Genomic DNA, 18,333 nt, shown 5'->3' on the forward strand with positions numbered 1-18,333 from the left:
AAGAAACCTCCGCACCTCCGTTCTCAGCCTGTAGCCGGAGGTTGAACCACCGGCGGAGGGTCCGCATGAGCATTCCATTCAAGTCGAGTTTCTTCCGCATCACACTGCTGGGGACGGTGCTGGTCGCGACATTTGTCCACCATCACGTCGGTCTTGTCCGTGCGGCTGGAGGCCCCATGGGGCTGCTGCACAGCTCCTACCGCGTTCTCGCCCCAATCGAAAGCGGCAATCTTCTTCTGTTCCCGGTGGTGGAATCCGGCAAGATGCCTGCATCGGCCTTCATCACCCTCGACGAAGGCATCAAGAGCGGCCAGGTCGAAGTCACCGAAGCAGGTAATGTTCGCGGCCTCGTCCGCCCGCGCCCGACGCGGGGCAGAACTGACGACGGCGTACTTCGCTCGCATCCGCTGCCCGATTCGCCGACCTATCGCGGCGACCAGGTTAACACCCTCGTTCTCGTCAACAACTCCGACAAGCCTTTGCTCCTGCTGGCGGGCGAGATCGTAACCGGTGGCAAGCAGGACCGCATCGTTGGCAAGGATCGCATTGTGCCGGCGCAGAGTGATCCGATCGATCTCGGCGTTTTCTGCATCGAGCACGGCCGCTGGACCGAAGATACCGCTACCTTCCGGTCATCTGCCAATGCCCCCGCACAGAGCTTGATGGTTCAGCCCTCTGTCCGCGCCAAAGCAATGGTCGATAAAAACCAGCAGGAAGTGTGGGATTCCGTGCACGGCTCCATCGCCGCAGCGCTCGCTGCGCCAAGACCTGTGCGACCGGGAATCGCTGTCCCCGAACCGCATTACGCAGCGCCCGACCCCAATAGTCTCGGAACCACCAGCTACGCCCGCGCCATGCAGAGCACTGCTATCAATGAAAAAGTGGATGAGGCCGCCGCGCCGTTGATGAAGTCGCGCGAACAGGTGCTTGAGAAGCTCCGCGAAGAGCGCGCCGTAGGTGTGGTTGTCGCCGTGCGCGGCGAAATTGTATGGGCCGACATCTTTTCCGATACCGACCTTTTGTCGCGCTATTGGATAAAGCTGGTTCGATCCTATGCGGCCGAGAGCCTGATGGCGGATCGAACGCACCCCGCGCCTTCGATCGCCGATGCGCAGCACTTTCTCGATGCGCCTTCAGGCGGCACCGAAACCAGTATCGGCACAGTCGGCGTGTACCGCTACAGCGAACTTCGTTCCGGCGGAACCGAGACTTTCGTCCTGGAATCGCTGCTGCCTGGAGCGGACTATGACGTACATATCAGCAAGCTCAAGCTGCGTGGCGAAGTGGAGCGCGTCGCCATGCCCTTCGGAGATCGCTAACTTCCTTCGTCAGAGGGAAGCAGTGAGGCCTGCGTTCGCCGACGATTGCGGGCCCTCCCTCTGCTTCGATCGATCAGTTTGGGGCATGTACCGGAGTCTTCGCGTGCGACTCCGCGCAGGACTTGGCTCCCATCCGCACCAGCCCAGGCACGGCGATCAGCGTGATAGCAAAAAGAAAAATCGACCCCGCAATGAACTCCATGTGCCCATGGCGCAGATCTTCAAAGATCAGCTTGGCCGCCAAAAATGCCAGCGCGACGTACGCCAGGCGGGTCATCGTAATGCGTCCCCAGCGCGAACCCGCGAACGCGAGGAGCAAAGAAACCATCGAAATCGCCAGCGTGCGAAGGAATGCAATATGTGGCGCGTCCAACGCAATCGCAAACTTTGCCAGGGTCAGCATGCCGTGTATCATCAATGCCGCGGTCGCAGATACCCCCAGCAACGCCGCCACAAACCGCAGAACCTGGCGCGCCGAGCCGGCGTCCCCGCTATCCTTGCCCGAGAAGTATGCAATCGCCGCGGTTCCCCCAATGATCCATGTAACCCAAGCGGGCCTGCCTGGCTGGGCGCCCGCGAGAGCGCCAAGAATAGAGTTCGCCACATCTGAAACCAGCGCGGCCGTACAAAAGAACACGGCTCCCTGCAGTTCAAGAATCGGCAGTTCCATTCGCTCCGCAAAGAAATAGGCAACCAATCCCGCGACCGCCATCACCGTACTCGCGCCCGAACGCGGCAGAGTCCACAGCGCCCCCGCAATCAGCAGCGCCGCACTCCACGAGTTGAACACGCGAAAATCGCGCGGATCAGGAAGTTGGCGAAGATAATGAAAGCTCGCCCCGTACGTTGCGGCAGATAACATCAGGCAAGCCACCCCCAGAATCATCTCCATTCTGGGCGCAAAATAAAGCACACTCGATACCGCAAGTCCGAATGCGGTCATTCCCTGAACGATCTCAACGACGCCGATCCTCGATCCCTGCAGAAATACGCGTACGACCACACTCGCAGCGCTGATCGCGAAAAGCAGCAATGCCGGAAGCAGCAGAATTGCGACGCTCAGCTCCGGGTACTCGGGGCGTGCGTTCTGCGGCCCGCTATAGACGAAGATCATTGCCCAGACTGTTGCGTCCGCAGCAAGCGCAACCAGCGGCCACATCGGACGCGAACGGCTCAGCGCTCGTGCCCCCTCACATTGCAGAACCACAAGCAACAGTACGAGCACAAATGGCGCCATGGCGTGCGTTGCGACGGAAAGCGCGATTGCCGCAGCAGCCACAGCGCCATAGACGATCCACAGCACCGGCGAAGACTTCTGACGCCACTCCAAAATCGCCGCCGCAATTACAAATGCGGCCAGCACTCCCGCCGTCGCCACCGGCGCAAAGACACGAAAATGCAATGTCTCTTCCCACAGCATCGGCACCAGAATGATCATCGATGTGCCTGTATATACCAACGGCACAATCGCTGAAAGTCGAGGTGCACGGACGGCCCACAACAGCCACGCCAGGGCATAGGCAATCGCTACCGCGGCAGCGACGCCCTTGGGCATCACACCGGCTTCCGCAATGGCCCGCAGAACATAACCTCCGCCGATCCCAAGCATCGCGCGGCCCAGCAGCGGAAAGATGTTCGCGGTTTGAAGAGAATCCGGCCCGTCCTCAAGCCGCGCGCTCGCTGCTGCAAGAGCGGGCTTGATCGCCGGCGCCGGCGCCGCATCGGCGTGTTCGAGCGCATGGACGCGTTTCTCCAGTTCGTCTACGCGATTTGAAAGCAGTTCCAATGCACCGGGAGACTCGTTCATATCTCACCCGATTGGCTTTTCCCGTTCCAACGATGCTGCGACCAATCCCGCTCAATCGCCCGTTGCGGCTTGCGTTGCCTGGTCGTGCGACCACGGAGGCAACAGCTTGACCAATGCCCAAAGAATGAAGAGCGGCAAAATGGTCAAGCCCACAGCCACCAGCGAACCCTCGCGCGTCACCAGGGCCATTTTGTACGTCGTGTAGCCCAGGAAGCTCTTCGAGAAAAGCTGCCCGCCAATCACCACGTTCCAGCGCATCGCGAAGATGCCAACGAGCGCCAGGCTTCCTGCTGTCACATACATGCGCTTGCGCACTTGCTCCGGCAGCTTAATAATCTGTGTGATAAAAAGCAGAATGAGTGGCGTCACGGTGCCGAGCATGATCTGGATGACGATCTGCGAGAAGTACAGCTTGGTATGCACCATGAAGTTGAGGCTTCGGAAGGATTCATCGGCTTCGTAGATGCGGTGAATCAGGTCCAGCATCTCCAGGCTGAAATCGATAATGAAGATATAGAACATATACATCGCGATCGAGTCGACGCAGCGGATATCGATAACTTGCTTGCGCAACTTCGTCACTGCCATATAGATCAGCATGACTGCCGCAATGCCCGATACCATCGCGGAAAAGATGAATACCACCGGCATCAATGGGGACGACCACCAGGGATTCGCCTTGATCGATCCGAAGATAAACCCGACATATCCGTGCAACAAGAATGCCGACGGGATACCGATGAGGGTGACGATCCAGCCGACCTTGTCATCAATATGCAGCGAACGCGGGCTGATATTGTCCGAGCCCAGCGTCATCACTTTGTAGATCAGCCGTAGTAATCCCTTGCTCGACCGTGCCAACAGCACGATATCGCGGCGGTAGTCGAGCCATATCTCGAATACCAGCACAGCCATCAAGTACCACAGGTACACATAACCGAACATCGCCATCGCCGAAGTGCTGTGCGGCGTGAAGTACATCTCCGGGGAGCGGAACGGATGGCCCAGGTGCAAAACAAGCGGCAGCGGCGCCACGATCAGAAACGAGAGCGCCGTGAGCAATGCCAGCCTGTAAGTGGGCTTCACTGCTTCAACCCGGAACACCCGCTCCAGCGAGGCCAGGATGAAAGCGCCCGCCACCAACCCCGTGATATAGGGATACAAGACGATCAGCACGCTCCAGAAGAGTGTGATTTCGTTGGGATACATGTAGCCTTCCACGCCGCTCATAAAACCTCCCAAACTGGACAAACTGAAAGCTGACGGCTGATAGCTAATGGCCGTTTCATCGTACCGACCCATCCAGCCCGTTGTAATAGGCTTTTGCACCCGTAGCCATTTGCGGCTTAAGCACCTGCACGCTGTGCGTCTTCAGGAACTCGTGAATCGGATCTTTTGGATTCTTCAGATCAACGAGCTGTCGTGCACCGGTCGGGCAACTTTCGCAGCACGCCGTTGTCAGCCCCTTGGTAATGCGGTGATAGCAGAGCGTGCACTTGTCCGCGACTTTCTTCTCCGGATGAATATAACGGCATCCGTATGGACAAGCCTGGACACAGTAAGCACAGCCAAGGCAATATTTCTGATCGATCAGCACCACTCCGTCAGGGGCTATGAACGTTGCGCCCACCGGGCACACCTGCGTGCAGGGCGAATCCGCACAGTGGTTGCACATCTTGGGCACGAAGAAATACTTTTCGGCATCCTCTTTGGCAACCGGGAATCCTTCCTTGCCGCCGTCCGGCGAGATTACCTCGGGATTGGTCATGTTCTCGTCGGAGACGTGGTAGCGCTCCACCCAGGTGCGGAAGTAGCCGTCGGGCACATCGTTCTCCGCCGCACAGGCGCGAACGCAGTTGCCGCAGCCGATGCACTTGGGCACATCGATCAGCATGCCCCACCAGTGGTCGGACATTTTGTAGTTCTCAGCCTGCTCCGGGGTTCCCGCCAGAACCGACTTCCAGGCAATCGCCGCCGCGGGCATCAATACCAGAAAATGACGTCGCGATAGATTCACTTCGCACCTCCTGCAGCTGGTGCAACCGGCACGGCAGATGCCGATTCGATGGCAGGACTGTGGGGCTGATGGCAGGTCTCGCACGGAACGCCGTTCGAGTGATCGGCCGGATCCACCTGCGGAAATCCCTTCGGCTTGGCGGCACTTGCCGTGTGGCATCGTGCGCAAAGGACCGCCGTGTCCAGTTTCTCCGGCGTTACCGATGCGGGATCGTCCGCATGTTTTGCCAGCGGTCCGTGGCAGGCCTCGCAGTTCACATGCGCGTGCTTGCCCTTGCTCTTCACGTCCAGAACATCGGTGTGGCATGTTTCGCATGTCTCGTGGCCGGCAAACTTCACCGGGCGGGCCGCGATCTCGCTGATGGCAGCGCCGCGATAGTGCCCGTATTGTCCAAAGCTCCGCGGAACGACGTAATGTCGAACGACGAGAAAGATAACGAAAGCGAGAACGAAGAGTCCCGCAAATCGGAAGAGATGCCCCGCATCCTTGAAAGCGCTCATTGCAGCCGAATCTCCTGGCCCGGCCAGCACGAGGCGAGAAGGAAACTCGCCCCATGTGATCCAGATCATGTTCGATATCGAGATTGGCGATTTGAAGGTGTGACTGTATGTGAGACAGATCACGATTGGGTGTGACGGCCACCGCACTAGCGGTCCAAGCTGCTGAAGTCCAAGGGATTATATTTCGTTCAATTTAACCATGCGAGACCAGGACTTCGATGTTGTGAGGAGAATCACGAATGCAGGTATGGCTTGAGATGCGTCGCGCCGGGGTCCTGCCTGGCGGTCAATGCTTCGTGTCCGGCGTCATCGCAGTTGGAGAATATACGATTGAATGGGAGAGATTGATGGCACAAGTCCTCGATGGAGCGGCGATTGCCGCGGCAATCAAGCAGGAAGTGGCGGGGGAGGTCCGCGCACTCGCGGCCCAGGGCATCCGGCCCGGTTTGGCTGCAGTCCTGGTGGGTCACGTGCCCGCATCCGAAATCTACGTTCGCAGCAAGGTGCAGACCTGCAGCGAACTTGGCCTCTTCAGCGAGCTGGTGCCTCCGCCCGATACCGTCACCACCGAGGAGATGCTCGACCTGGTGCGGAGCCTCAACGACCGCGACGACATTGATGGCATCCTCATCCAGCTTCCGCTTCCGAAGCAGGTCGATACCAAGGCCCTGCTCGATGCCGTGCTTCCCTCGAAGGACGTCGACGGCTTTCATCCCGTAAACGCGGGCAAGCTGCAGGCGGGGCGCCCGGCTTTGGCCCCATGCACCCCCGCAGGCGTTATCGAGATCCTCAAGCGCAGCCATCTGCCCATCAGCGGGCAGCATGCCGTGATTGTCGGCCGCAGCGATATTGTCGGCAAACCGGTGGCTATGCTGCTGCTCCACGAGAACGCCACCGTCACCATCTGCCACTCGAAGACACGCGACCTCGGAGCAGTCACGCGCGAGGCCGACATCCTTGTTGCAGCCATCGGTCGGCCCGGCTTCATCACGCCGGAAATGGTGAAGCCCGGTGCCACCATCATCGATGTCGGCATCAACCGCATCACCACGCTCGAAGAGTTCGACCGTTACTTCGCCGGCGATACCAAGCGCGAATTGACCTTTGCCAAGCGCGGATCGACGATCGTTGGGGATGTGCATCCCAGGGCCTTCGAACTCGCCGGTGCCTACACACCGGTTCCCGGCGGCGTTGGCCCGTTGACCATCGCCATGCTGATGTCCAACACCGTTCGCGCCGCCAAAATGCGCAGGGGCCTCTAGGAGATGCTTCGTGTGGGCCTTACCGGCGGCCTCGGCAGCGGCAAAAGCACCGTCGCCGCGATGCTGCGCGAACTCGGCGCCGAGGTTATCGAATCCGACGAACTCGGCCGCACGCTCATGGAGCCGGGCCAATCCGCATTCAATCAGATCGTCCGCGTATTCGGTGACGCCGTTGTCATGCCCGATGGCCGCCTCGACCGGGCGCGCCTTGCCGAACTCGCCTTCAGGGGCGGCCGCGTCAAAGAACTGAACGCCATCGTCCATCCGGCGGTCATTGAAGCGCAGCGACAGTGGATGGACGATGTTTTCGCCCGCGATCCCGCAGCGGTCGCCGTGGTGGTTACGGCACTTCTCTTTGAGGTCGAACGCGATGCCAGGGCCGGCGGTGCATCCAGCAGCGTCCTCGCAGAACTCCGCGAGCGCATCGATCGCATCATCCTCGTCACCGCTCCCGATGATGCAAAGATCGCCCGGTACGTCGCTCGCATCTCCCCTGCCGCAATCAATCGCGAGGTCGCCGAAGCCGATGCGCGTTCCCGCCTCGCCCACCAGATTCCGGACAGCGAAAAGGCCCCGCGCGCCGACTACCTGCTTGAAAACACCGGCGGTATCGCCGCGCTGCGCGCCCAGGTCGCGGAGCTTTGGCCAAGGTTGAAGCAGGAGAGCAACTTAAAACTCAACCCCAGGTCATTAAAATAGAGGCAGGAACAAGCGCGTTGCGAGCGCCGTACTGCTTTCTCATGAGCCTGCAAACCGGCATCGTAACCGTATAGAAAGGTCGTAAGGGTTAAGAGAGCTATGAAATTGCGCCAGTTTGCTCTGGTTGTCTTCCTGGTCGGTGGATTCTGGTTTGTCACCACCCACTTCTCCTCCCGTTTGAATCCGCTGAAGTTCATGAGCGCGCGAAGCTCTGACTCGCCCCTGGAACTCTCCGAAGCCCACGCGGCGCCGGAATTCGATGCCGAGGAGCAGAACAACATCTCCGTCTACCGGCGCGTACTGCCCGCGGTGGTGAACATTACATCGCGCGCGGTCACTTTCAATTTCTTCTACGGCAATGTTCCGCAGGAAGGCCAGGGTTCGGGCTTTGTTCTCGACAAGGCTGGCCACGTGCTGACGAATTTCCACGTGATCGAGGGCGCGAACCGCGGTATCGAGGTGAAGCTGAGCAACAAGCGCAGCTACAAGGCGAGCGTGGTCGGAACCGACAAGGTGCACGATCTGGCGCTGCTCAAGATTGAGGCGCCCGATCTGCAGCCGGTTGTGCTTGCGGACTCGAGCCAGCTCGCCGTCGGCGAAAAGGTGTATGCCATCGGCAACCCCTTCGGCTTGAGCGGCACCATGACTCAGGGGATTATCAGCTCGATCCGCTCTATCCGCAGCAGCGACGGCGCACCCATTGAAGATGCGATCCAGACCGATGCGGCCATTAATCCCGGCAACTCCGGCGGCCCGCTGCTGAACTCGCGCGGCGAAGTCATCGGCATCAACACCATGATCCTGTCGAACTCCGACCAGAACGCGGGCATCGGCTTCGCCATCCCCATCAACACCGCCAAGGCGGTGCTTTCCGATCTCACGCACTATGGCGAGGTGCGGCGTCCGTCGCTGGGCATCGTCTCCTACGCCATCGGACCGGACCTTGCCGACCAGATGGGACTCGCTGCGGAATCCGGTGTGCTGATTCAGAAAGTGGTCCCCGGCGGCGCTGCCGATCGAGCCGGACTGCGCGGTGGAAACGAACAGGCCTGGGTCGGCAATCAGCCGGTGATGCTGGGTGGCGATTTGATCGTGGCCATCGATGGCCAGCAGGTCACCGATCCGCAGGACATTAGCGTCATCATGGACAAGCACCAGGCCAGCGACACCGTCAGCGTCACCGTCATGCGCGGCCGGAGGCAGATGACCGTGAAAGTCGTCCTCGGCGAAGCACGGTCGGTGAATACGTAGGAGCCTGAGCGCGTCTAGCTTGATTCGGAAGTGGTACTGGAAGCGATTCCGCGCTCCAGCTTCTTTGACAGGATGATGCTCGACAGGCAGAAACCGATGAAGAGGTAGTAACCGGGCAGAATCCTGGAAGCATCGGTCGGGATCTGCACTTGCTGGACATTCGGCATGTCGCGCAAGCCGTCAAACGCGCTCGAAATAACGCCGTTGAACGCGACGAAGGACATGAAGATCGCCAGGACCATGACGTCGGCCATGGACCACTTGGACAGGTCGAAAGCCAGCAACTTCACGAAGCGGCTGGTGCGCAGCAGTGCCGGACGAAAGAGACAGGCGCCCAGAGTCAGCATTTTCATTACGGGGAAGACCACGCTGAACAGGATCACCAGCACGCCAACCAGCATCATCTCGGGCCGGCCCATCTGGATCAGCGTTTGACACACCTCAAGTACAGTCTTGCTGCGGTAATACAACGACTGTTCCTGAAATTCGATGGGCGTGCCGAGCAGGGTGGCGTCCAGCTTCGTAACCCGGACTTCCACCTCCAGCATTGGACTGAGCACGCCGCCAGCCAGCATTGCAATCGAGAACAGCATCAGCACCAGCACAGCGCCCCGCGAGAGCTTCGGCCTGCCGGCCATCAGGACGATGAACCCCAGCGCCGCCGATGCCAGCACGGTGAGATAGTCGCGCGTCAGATTTTTGTCTGCCGCGGCGATCTGTTTGCCGAGCACGGCCTCGCAAGCCGCGCCACTGGAGCATCCATATCGCTTCAGGATGGCGTTATAGGTTGTCATGTCCGTGTTGCCGAACGTGTTCTTGACCGCATCGGCCAGAACGCCGCGGATGGAGTCCTTGAAGCTCTTTTGCGTTTCCGGCTTGGTTAGCTCCGCCATCACAACGTCGGTGTATACCGGCACATGCGGGCGCAAGGAGGTGACGATCATGTTCACGAGGAACGGGTTGGCCCCGCCGGGCTTGGTGGATCCCTTGACGCTGGGCGCCGTCATTTGCGTCTTGATGTTGTCGAGCAGGGCGTAGAGCGACCGTTCAACCATGGGCCGCAGACTCTTGCTCTGCCTCTTGAGATCGAGATTGTCGACTTGCGCGTTGAGCATCGGGCCGATGATGGCGCGCCATTGGTCGGCACTCAGGATTCCGTAGCGCGCATGTGTGATCTCGGCCAGGTCGGTGCGGACAACGCGGCGCGCGGCCAAACCATCCACGGTCTTCCAACTGAACCAGATGGCCGGCAACAGCAAAATCATGCCTGCGGCTAAACGGAAGTCGAACGAACGTGAATGTGCGCCCGGTGTCGAATTCGTTGGTGTGTCCACGTTCTCCACGATGGTGATAACGAGTATAGAACCGGCTCCGGCCCGTGAAGATTTCAATTGCCAACCCCACGGACTGCGTGGTCCGTGGGCTTGGTGGAGCGAAGAATCTGCTTTGTCCGTTTAGAACTTCACTCCCAGCGAGGAGAGAAAGGCCTTCACGTCGGGCCATGCGGCTTTCAGGTCGGTGGCCGTCTGAATATCGAGAGCGATATTCAGCGGGTTGGAGGCGGCGCCGGCTAGCTCGGCGATCGGTTTTTCGACTGCGGCGATCAGTGTTGCCAGTGCCGCCACAACCTGCGGTGCGGCCTTGAGTGCCTTGTTGGCGCCAGTAAGCCACTTCAGGGCGTCCTCGGCTCCGATTTCGATTCCTTTTTCGATATTGACCAGGATGTTTGCCATCGCGATAGTTCTCTTTTCTGGCCGACCCGCTGCCCTTATCCAGCCGCGTGCCGGCATGAGTTTGCGGCGACGCCGCTCGCAGAGATGGCCGTGGTTGCAGCCGTGATCGAAAGGGCGTCGCCTGGCGCAGACGAGCGCGGGCGCGCGAGGATAGTCCCTGCGAAAGTCCGCTGGATTGTCTGGCTATATTTCAAATTCTAGAGAGTTCGGGGAAATAACCTGCAAATTCGCGGGAAGAATCTTCATTGCAGAATCAGTGGCTTAGAGAATTAATTGATCGAGGCGGGCTTGACTTCTGTTCTTCCCCGGTTCAGCCGCGGACGTTTTGTGGCTTTCGCGTGGCAACCACCGGATAAGGAAATGGAATCCCGCGCGAATCTTTTTTAAACGGATTCCGGCGGTAAAAAATCCCCTCTTCGAAGAGATTGCAGGCGAAACCGCAAGCCACCTGTAAACCACTGAAAATAGAGAGTCTCTTAATGGAATACCTATGGGACCACGAGCCAACTGACCCGTAATGCGTCCACCAGCTCACCGGAGACGGATTCCTCTCCCCTATCTACCGGCGCCAAAGATTCACTAAAATGCCGTTTGAAATAATCGAAAAGCTCGCTACAATCTGCGGCAAGAGTTTTCAAATCCAAGCCTGCCCAATACGATGGTTACCGCCTGCAAACACCCTAGGGTTCGAATTGTCTCCCGACATGAAGACACCGAGTACGTTGAATGCCTGGAATGTGGCGATGTCTTCGATTCCGACGAATTTAACGATATGGCGATTGAAGAATCTGCCGAAAAGAAAGAAGAAATCGAGGACGAATGAGTCGGATTCAGATAGGTTTAGTCACAAAAATCGCCCATGTAGCGCGGGACTCGGCGAGGGTGCAGCATTAATTCGCGCCGGGCGTATTGGGCTGGGAACTGCTGCGATGTGAGGCAATCCAGGCGTAGTGCAGCCCTGAGGCGATGGTCAGTCCGACCGTAGCATCCAGCGCCACCAGGCGCAGAATGACGACCCATTTTGCGGTTGTCAGCTCGTGAAGCAGCACAACCGCCACCGCTGTCACCTGGGCAACCGTGTTGGCCTTGCCGAAGATGCTCGGCCCAAACTCTCTCCGGCCCGCCACGGCGTAAAGGACGGCTGCCACAAGCAGGATGCCGACATCGCGGCCAAACACAAGCACCGTCACTGTGGTGGGCATCAGGCCCTTGTACATCAGGACCAGGAACAACGTGCTAAGCAGGAGTTTGTCCGCAATGGGATCCAGATACTGCCCCAGGCTGGTGCGCTGCTTCAACATCCTCGCCAGTAACCCGTCCAGCGCATCAGAAAGACCGGCCGCAACGAACAGCGCAAAGGCCAGGCCAAACCGGTTTTCCAGGATAGCCGACACCAGAAAGGGTGCCAGGCAGATGCGCATCACCGTAAGGAGGTTTGGCGCGGTACGCAGCGGGTTCCGGTGCGTGGTAGGGACCTCAGTCATCGAAGCGCGGCTTCTGAGACGTTGCGCTCTCGCAACGTGAACCCGTTTCGACTCTGTAAGCCTCGACGGACCTTGTAGTTGCAGGCGTTAACGTTTCGCTCATAGATGGTACAGCATTCAGAAGTTGCAGCGACAGCTCTTCTTTTCCCGCTGCACTGATGCTGATAGACTAATGTCTGTCGCATAACAGGCGCGTAGCTCAGTTGGTTAGAGCGCTTCCTTGACACGGAAGAGGTCGCTGGTTCGAATCCAGTCGTGCCTACCATTTCTCCTTATAAAGCAGTTCCGAGTATGACCTCTTCTTTCTCCTCGAAATCATGGTGTTTTGTGGCTGGATTTTCCAGGCCGCCTACCAGATTGCGGAACGCCAGCGCTTGTGCGGCGCGCCCGCTCCTCCGGCATCGACTGCTGATAAATGTCCAGGGTGATCCTGCTGTTGGCATGCCGGAGCAATTCCTGGGCAGTCTTGACTTCAGCTCCAGTTTGTCTCAGCAGCGTTGCTGTGCGCCCGATTCGATGGCGGATCGCGGCCCGCTCAGCCCTAATGGCCTGCGCCTGCGCTCAGAGCTCGGCTGTCACGCTTCGAACTTGCGACGTCACCTGCGGTGATTAGCTCCTGATAGCGTGGATCATGCCTCTGTTCATCGAAGGCGTGCCACTGCCAAACCCCCTCAAGTCCTCCGAACGTCTTTGCTTGCAACTGAAGTTGCTTCAATGCCTGCTGCGGTCTGTTCAATCCCACGTAAATCATCGCCAAATAGACTGGCCGGCCAGAATCGTGCAAAGCCATGCCATTCAATGTGCGAAGCAAGCCTCTAGCTTCTGCGGCATGACCCGTTCTGGCGAGCACATAGCCTGATTCTCCCAGTGTGCGCGGGCTGGTTAAGGACAATGCAAGCCCATCCTGTGCTTCTTTGATCGCGTCGGTTGGATCCCTGGTTTCTAGATCAGTCAACGCCAGGGTTTCATAGGCCTGCCCGTTGTCTGGAGCCAGTTCGATCGCCTGACGAAGCCTGATCGTGGCTTCACCATATCGTCTTGCGACGTAGAGAAGTTGGCCCTCGTCCGCGTTGATGACCGCGGAGAGGGGACCGAGCCGGCGCGCCGACTCCATCTCTGCAATGGCCTCATTGATTTGGCCCGAGAAGACCAAATAGTACGCTAGCCACTGATGGGCTGTTGCAAGGTTGGGGTTGAGCTCAAGCGCGTGTTGTAACTCAGCCCCCGCCCGTTGCCAACCTCCGTCGTTCAGCTCAATGACGCCCAGGGTTGCGTAAGGCTCGGCCAGCCTGTGATCCAGGTCGATGGCGCGACGGGCGGCTGCGGTGCCCTTTGCGTAGGTCGCCTGCATAGCCACACTGTCGTATGAGGGCATCAGGGCATATGCATTTGCCAATCCGGCGTAGGCCGGTGCGTAGTTTGGATCCCTGGTGATTGCTTGCTGGTAATAATCCGCGGACTTGGCAAGGTCGGCTGCAGTCCTCTTGTTCCAATGAAAACGGCCCAAAAGGCAGAGTTCATAGGTCTCAGAGTCAACCGCGCGAATCTCTGATCCGCGAACGATGCGACGCGCAGCAAGAGTACCACCAATTTGATTTGCGATTTCCCTGGAGACTTCTGCCTCTATATCGAGCAGGTCTTCTGCCTGGCGATCGTACTTTCGCGCCCAAATGTGCCTGTCCTGCGTGGCATCAATCAACTGAACCGTTATCGTAACGCGGCTTCCGGAGCGCGCGACTGCTCCTTCAACGATGGCATCCACTTGAAGCTCGCGTGCGATTTGGCGAACCGGCTTGGTGGAATCCTTATATTGCATCACTGAGGTTCGGGAGATCACTTTCAGAGGAAGAGATTGCGCGAGATTAGTGATCAGGTCTTCGGTTACTCCATCTGCAGAATAATCCTGGCCGGGAAAGAAGTTGCCGGCGACTTCGACAGCGTCGAGTTGCCTGGGCTCGCCAGTGCCCGTCAGCTTGTATTGCAGCGAGTTGTAGAAGGTCTGAAATGCGGTTACATCCTGGCTTCCCAGGTCTTGGATTCGGCGCGAAGATGACGACGGCCATTATTCTCCCGCTCATCCCAACTCAGCTCATTGACCCGGAGCCTCGGCACCAATAGCGGCTGCGCGCGCAACTTGGCAATTTGCGCCCGTCCTTGCTCGGAGAAAGGACTTCCCGCGCAATGAGCCTAACCATTGAATGCGCTTTCGACCCAACGTCCTCCCACCTAAATCAGGCACTAACGCCTCTGAGGAGCCATCATCCGCTCGTCGCTTGGAATTCCAGCGAATTTCGGATGTTGGGCTTCATGGTTCCGGGCGCGAGGCGCGGGAACAACGACAGCCCGGCTCCGTTCCAATTGACCAGTGGCTCCGTATGCTTGGGCAAGAGTTGACAATTGGGGTGTCTCGTTCGGTGAGTCATCTCGACCTCGCGCTCGGCGCAAGAAACGGCGAATTGTGGATACCTCAGCCGACTTGGTTGAACGATCAACTATCACCCGATTGGAGCCGAAACTCACTGCACCGCGTTGGCTGCGATATCAAGCAGTTTCCTCAACCGCGGTGCGGGTTCGTTGATACGTTGAGCCGGTAGTAGAGCGAGTCCTATTCTCGCTTCCTGACGGCACCTCGTGATTTGACCTACCGCGCGGTAGGCTTGTGCCAGAGTTAGTTGCATCGCGGCGGTTTTCCCGAAGCTGCGCTCCACTGCTCGCTGAGCGCGATTCAAAGCGAACCTGGGATCGCGTAGAGAAGGAGGCTCTACCTGGAGATAAGCGTCAGCTACAGCGTAGAGCATAGCTGGAGCGGCATCGTCGCGTGCCAATCTGCGCAGGATGTTCAGCTGTTTACGAGCCTGTACATCATCTTCGTTATCAGAATGAAGTTGCGCATGCAGGGAATTAAGATGCAGCTCGAGTTCAGAGAGAGTTTCCTGAAGATCCTCGTTGGCAGGTTCTCGGCGCAGGAACCTCTCAGCAAAAGGAACTGCTTGGGCGTATAGGCTTGCCGCCATGTTTAGATTGCGACGACGATCCGCAGTAACCCGCGCGAGTGCCGGAGTAGCGGCATACTCGTATCCGGTCGCTTCGTCATTGAGATCGCCAATCAGGTCCTCAAGGAGCCGGACGTCAAGGGGGTCTGCATTTTGCCGTTCGAGATCTGATTGGTAGACATCACGAAAGAGTCGGGCAGCCTCATCGTATCTACCAAGTTCGTTCAGTGATATAGCTTTGCGGTGAAGAACAGCGGAACGGACGCGGGCGGGGCCGAAGTTTGTCTGTTCGGTCTTGGGCATTGTGTCCAAGAACTGCAGTGACAGGTCGAGGTCGTGAATTGCCTGCACTGGATCCGCATCCATTTCTATCTCGCCTATCCTCATCGCAGCCACGGCTGCGACACGATGCGTTTGCGGCTCTGAGGGATCACGTTGTTGTGCGCGAAGAACAAGACTGAGGTCCTTGCGGTAGGCTGCGATCGCATTACTCTCATCGTTGAGGCTTTCGGTCAATGGCTGACCGAACTCATCGCCCATCACTCCGTAGGCATTGGCAGCTTCTGCCAATATTGCAGCTGAAACATTCGGATCGGTCGTAAGGATATCGAATGTGCTGGTGGCTTGCCGGATAAGGGGAACGGCCTCGGGTGTACGGCCAACTCGGAACAGTGTTTCACTTCGCGATCTTAAGGCCAGGGCTGATGTGTGCAGTGCTTCCCGATCACTGCGATTCGATGCGGAGAGCGATTGGGCGATCGTGATCGCCTTGTCAAAGTCAGCCAAGGCGCCAGAAATATCTCCCATGTTTTGAAAATACGGATCGCCCTGAACCTGCCCGATCTGAACGTAGGCGTTCGCCAGGTCCAATTGGGTCTGACGGTCGTCGCTCGCATCAGCACCCATTCGGTCCAGGTGATCAAGCACGCGCGTAACCAGCAATTTCTGAGCGCCGGTCGAGCCAGGGAGCTGCTTGATCGCTTCGTCCAACTCCGACAAAAGACTGTTGCTGAGTTGCCGCAAGTCCGCGGAGCGCGCCTCCGCCTTGCGCCGTTCCTGGTTGGCGACTTTCGCTTGCCACACGATGCCGACGGCACCTGCGGCGAGGGTGGAAGCCAACATGGCTGCTGCCGAGATGCCGAACCAATGGCGGCGAGTAAACTTTTCAGCCCGATAGCGAATTGTACCTTGGTGCGCTGCGACGGGTTGTCCGCCCGAATAGGCGCGCAGATCGCAAGCCAGCTGGTCGGCGGTGAGATAGCGCTCGCGAGACTCCTTGCGCAGGGCTTTCATCAAGATGGCTTCGAGATCGGAATCGAGACGCTTCTGGGAGTTAACGGCATGGGCCGGCCTTTTAGGAGGCTCCTCGCAGACCACGCGCAGCATCTCCGCCGTTGTAAGCTCCTTCAACTCATACGGGGGAGCTCCGGTCAGCAGCACGTACAGCAAAACGCCCAGCGAGTAAGTGTCCGATGCGGTGCTGATTGGGTTGCCCAACACCTGCTCCGGGCTGGCATACTGCGGAGTAAAGGATCGGTATCCCTCGCGAGTCAGCTCACTCGTTGGTGTGGCGAGAGAGGGAGAAAGCAATTTGGCGGTGCCGAAATCCAGCAGCCGAGGGGTGCCGTCCTCAGCTACCAGGATGTTGTCCGGCTTCAAGTCGCGGTGAACGATAAAGTGCTCGTGGGCAAATTGGACAGCCTCGCAAACCTGCAAAAAGAGAGCGATTCGTTGCGGGGCAGTCAGGCCTTTCTCCTCGCAGAAGCGGTGGATGGGAATTCCATGCACATACTCCATCGCAAGAAAAAGGTCGCCTTCCGGAGTAACTCCGCCGTCCAGGAGGCGGGCGATATACGGATGCTGCAGCCCGGCTAATATCTGGCGTTCCTGGCGGAACCTCTCGCGGAAAACATCCGTTGCTAGCGGAAGATCGATCAGTTTGATCGCAACCTGCTGCTCGAAGTGTCCGTCAACGCGATGCGCCAGATAGACGGCAGCCATGCCGCCGCGTCCTACCAGCCGGTCGAGTTCATATGGACCCGCCCGTTTGCGGTCCGGCCGGTTCTCCAGACCAGACTCCAGCTTCAACCGGACGGTTTCTGATACATGCGCTTCCGTTTCGCAGGCATCGAGCAGCAGATTCACTTCGGCGATGAGGGCGCGATCTTCTCTGCATCTGCTCTCGATCAGTCTTTCTCTTGCGTCCCCTTGAAGCTCCACGGCTTCATGAAAGACTGCCTCAACCCGTAAGAATCTTTCAGTCAAATCGTTCATGGGATCGGCAACCACGTGCGTGCCGTAGGAACCATTACAAGAGGTTGCGATAAAAAGAGCCGGAATGCCTCAAACCTTGGCGGCACCCCGCACGCAATCCGGTTGAATGCGCTGATAAAGCCAGCTTCTAATGAATCTGAATTCGCGGTCGACTGTCGCCTTGGATATCTGCATCAAGCCCGCGGTTTCCTCGGCCGTGCAGCCCAGGAAGTACCGCAATTCGACCAGGTGGACCTTGTTGGGATCGAGCGCGGCCAACTCGTCCAACGCAAGGTTCAGGTCTAACAGTTCCGCGCTGCCGATGTTAACCCATGGGAGATCGTCGCTCAAGGGAACCTGCTGGCCGCCGCCGCCACGTTTCTGCGCCTGGTTCTCACGCGCGTGGTCGATCAAGATCATGCGCATCACTTTGGCGCAGAATGTATAAAAATGCCGGCGATCATCCCCAACGGCTTTTCTCTGATTCAAGAGCCGAAGGTACAGTTCATGGACAAGGGCTGTTGCCTGTAGCGAATCTGGATTGCGCTCTCGGCGAACGTACGCTGCGGCCACCTCGCGAAGGTGAGGATAAACAAGCGGGATCAACTCATCGAAGGCCGACGTCTCACCATCCCGCCACTTTGCCAGAAGCAAAGTGATTTCCCCTTTGGCCGGTTCCAAAGATCTCTCAGCGCCCATTAAAATGCCCAGTTGATTTTAGACGGATGGTACTCCTTCTCCCGCCCCCTCATATCCCCCGAAAGGGTCCAACTCGTCGCTCATTCGTAATCACAATCGAGCCTGAGGCATTTTTCCCCTGTTTTGCGCTGACTAAGGTGAAGCGGCAAAGAGGGCGTCGGTTCCTAGATGCCCAGGGAGAAGGCACAACCATGAAAAGACTCGTCTTGATTCTGTCCGGCTTATTGTTTCTGTGCGGTTGCGGAGGAGGGGGATCTCCAAAGAAAGTTCCACCTGTCGTTTCTGTTTCTCTCACTCCGTCCAGTCAGACCAACAT

Annotated in this window: 14 protein-coding genes and 1 tRNA gene; 5 read left to right on the top strand and 10 right to left on the bottom strand. The window is 58.3% G+C overall.

Annotated features, from left to right (window positions below):
- Positions 1 to 65 precede the first annotated feature (65 nt).
- Entirely contained in the window at positions 66 to 1,319 is a 1,254-nt protein-coding gene (locus WCA10_RS16600) for an ARPP-1 family domain-containing protein (protein ID WP_472823628.1), read from the top strand.
- A gap of 73 nt (positions 1,320 to 1,392) precedes the next feature.
- On the opposite strand, the gene WCA10_RS16605 is transcribed toward WCA10_RS16600, so the two are convergent.
- The 4 genes from WCA10_RS16605 to WCA10_RS16620 are packed head-to-tail and all read right to left on the bottom strand — an operon-like array spanning position 1,393 to position 5,712.
- Positions 1,393 to 3,126 carry a hypothetical protein gene (locus WCA10_RS16605; RefSeq protein WP_472823629.1) on the bottom strand — a complete coding sequence of 578 codons (1,734 nt, stop codon included), beginning with the start codon at positions 3,124 to 3,126 and terminating at the stop codon, positions 1,393 to 1,395.
- Positions 3,127 to 3,177: 51 nt separating this feature from the next.
- Positions 3,178 to 4,356, bottom strand: a complete 1,179-nt coding sequence (gene nrfD / locus WCA10_RS16610) for an NrfD/PsrC family molybdoenzyme membrane anchor subunit (protein ID WP_472823630.1) — start codon at positions 4,354 to 4,356, stop codon at positions 3,178 to 3,180.
- Between the two features lie 55 nt (positions 4,357 to 4,411).
- A complete protein-coding gene (locus WCA10_RS16615; RefSeq protein ID WP_472823631.1) occupies positions 4,412 to 5,143 on the bottom strand; it encodes a 4Fe-4S dicluster domain-containing protein in 732 nt (243 codons plus the stop codon).
- Positions 5,140 to 5,712, bottom strand: coding sequence for a multiheme c-type cytochrome (locus tag WCA10_RS16620; RefSeq protein ID WP_472823632.1), 573 nt, complete (start codon positions 5,710 to 5,712; stop codon positions 5,140 to 5,142). The genes WCA10_RS16615 and WCA10_RS16620 overlap by 4 nt, the downstream gene beginning before the upstream one ends.
- Positions 5,713 to 5,990: 278 nt before the next feature.
- Between WCA10_RS16620 and WCA10_RS16625 the strand changes: the two genes are divergently transcribed.
- The 3 genes from WCA10_RS16625 (at position 5,991) to WCA10_RS16635 (ending at position 8,855) form a co-directional block, all read left to right on the top strand.
- Positions 5,991 to 6,905, top strand: a complete 915-nt coding sequence (locus WCA10_RS16625) for a bifunctional 5,10-methylenetetrahydrofolate dehydrogenase/5,10-methenyltetrahydrofolate cyclohydrolase (protein ID WP_472823641.1) — start codon at positions 5,991 to 5,993, stop codon at positions 6,903 to 6,905.
- 3 nt (positions 6,906 to 6,908) lie between these two features.
- Complete coding sequence (coaE, locus tag WCA10_RS16630; RefSeq protein WP_472823633.1) at positions 6,909 to 7,604, top strand: dephospho-CoA kinase; 696 nt, start codon at positions 6,909 to 6,911, stop codon at positions 7,602 to 7,604.
- A 99-nt stretch (positions 7,605 to 7,703) separates the two neighbouring features.
- A complete protein-coding gene (locus WCA10_RS16635; RefSeq protein ID WP_472823634.1) occupies positions 7,704 to 8,855 on the top strand; it encodes a S1C family serine protease in 1,152 nt (383 codons plus the stop codon).
- Between the two features lie 14 nt (positions 8,856 to 8,869).
- On the opposite strand, the gene WCA10_RS16640 is transcribed toward WCA10_RS16635, so the two are convergent.
- The 3 genes from WCA10_RS16640 to pgsA form a co-directional block, all read right to left on the bottom strand.
- Positions 8,870 to 10,069, bottom strand: a complete 1,200-nt coding sequence (locus WCA10_RS16640; protein ID WP_472823635.1) for a paraquat-inducible protein A — start codon at positions 10,067 to 10,069, stop codon at positions 8,870 to 8,872.
- Between the two features lie 240 nt (positions 10,070 to 10,309).
- The gene (locus tag WCA10_RS16645) at positions 10,310 to 10,588 is read right to left on the bottom strand and encodes a hypothetical protein (RefSeq protein ID WP_472823636.1); all 279 of its coding nucleotides are present in this window, start codon (positions 10,586 to 10,588) and stop codon (positions 10,310 to 10,312) included.
- An 890-nt stretch (positions 10,589 to 11,478) separates the two neighbouring features.
- The gene (pgsA, locus tag WCA10_RS16650; RefSeq protein ID WP_472823637.1) at positions 11,479 to 12,072 is read right to left on the bottom strand and encodes a CDP-diacylglycerol--glycerol-3-phosphate 3-phosphatidyltransferase; all 594 of its coding nucleotides are present in this window, start codon (positions 12,070 to 12,072) and stop codon (positions 11,479 to 11,481) included.
- A 188-nt stretch (positions 12,073 to 12,260) separates the two neighbouring features.
- Between pgsA and WCA10_RS16655 the strand changes: the two genes are divergently transcribed.
- A tRNA-Val gene (locus tag WCA10_RS16655) sits at positions 12,261 to 12,337 on the top strand.
- Between the two features lie 276 nt (positions 12,338 to 12,613).
- On the opposite strand, the gene WCA10_RS16660 is transcribed toward WCA10_RS16655, so the two are convergent.
- From WCA10_RS16660 to WCA10_RS16670, 3 genes are all read right to left on the bottom strand, one after another.
- Complete coding sequence (locus tag WCA10_RS16660; RefSeq protein WP_472823638.1) at positions 12,614 to 13,888, bottom strand: hypothetical protein; 1,275 nt, start codon at positions 13,886 to 13,888, stop codon at positions 12,614 to 12,616.
- A 700-nt stretch (positions 13,889 to 14,588) separates the two neighbouring features.
- Entirely contained in the window at positions 14,589 to 17,339 is a 2,751-nt protein-coding gene (locus tag WCA10_RS16665) for a serine/threonine-protein kinase (protein WP_472823639.1), read from the bottom strand.
- A gap of 69 nt (positions 17,340 to 17,408) precedes the next feature.
- Positions 17,409 to 17,972: an ECF-type sigma factor gene (locus WCA10_RS16670; protein ID WP_472823640.1), complete on the bottom strand. Its 564-nt coding sequence runs from the start codon at positions 17,970 to 17,972 to the stop codon at positions 17,409 to 17,411.
- Between the last annotated feature and the right edge of the window lie 361 nt (positions 17,973 to 18,333).

This window comes from Occallatibacter sp. (assembly GCF_049582745.1).
GTDB lineage: Bacteria > Acidobacteriota > Terriglobia > Terriglobales > Acidobacteriaceae > Telmatobacter.

Coding starts and splice junctions, on each gene's coding strand:
- WCA10_RS16600 (WP_472823628.1), top strand. CDS start 66: ATGAGCATTCCATTCAAGTCGAGTTTCTTCCGCATCACACTGCTGGGG.
- WCA10_RS16605 (WP_472823629.1), bottom strand. CDS start 3,126: ATGAACGAGTCTCCCGGTGCATTGGAACTGCTTTCAAATCGCGTAGAC.
- nrfD (WP_472823630.1), bottom strand. CDS start 4,356: ATGAGCGGCGTGGAAGGCTACATGTATCCCAACGAAATCACACTCTTC.
- WCA10_RS16620 (WP_472823632.1), bottom strand. CDS start 5,712: ATGATCTGGATCACATGGGGCGAGTTTCCTTCTCGCCTCGTGCTGGCC.
- WCA10_RS16625 (WP_472823641.1), top strand. CDS start 5,991: ATGGCACAAGTCCTCGATGGAGCGGCGATTGCCGCGGCAATCAAGCAG.
- coaE (WP_472823633.1), top strand. CDS start 6,909: ATGCTTCGTGTGGGCCTTACCGGCGGCCTCGGCAGCGGCAAAAGCACC.
- WCA10_RS16635 (WP_472823634.1), top strand. CDS start 7,704: ATGAAATTGCGCCAGTTTGCTCTGGTTGTCTTCCTGGTCGGTGGATTC.
- WCA10_RS16645 (WP_472823636.1), bottom strand. CDS start 10,588: ATGGCAAACATCCTGGTCAATATCGAAAAAGGAATCGAAATCGGAGCC.
- pgsA (WP_472823637.1), bottom strand. CDS start 12,072: ATGACTGAGGTCCCTACCACGCACCGGAACCCGCTGCGTACCGCGCCA.
- WCA10_RS16660 (WP_472823638.1), bottom strand. CDS start 13,888: ATGCAATATAAGGATTCCACCAAGCCGGTTCGCCAAATCGCACGCGAG.
- WCA10_RS16665 (WP_472823639.1), bottom strand. CDS start 17,339: ATGAACGATTTGACTGAAAGATTCTTACGGGTTGAGGCAGTCTTTCAT.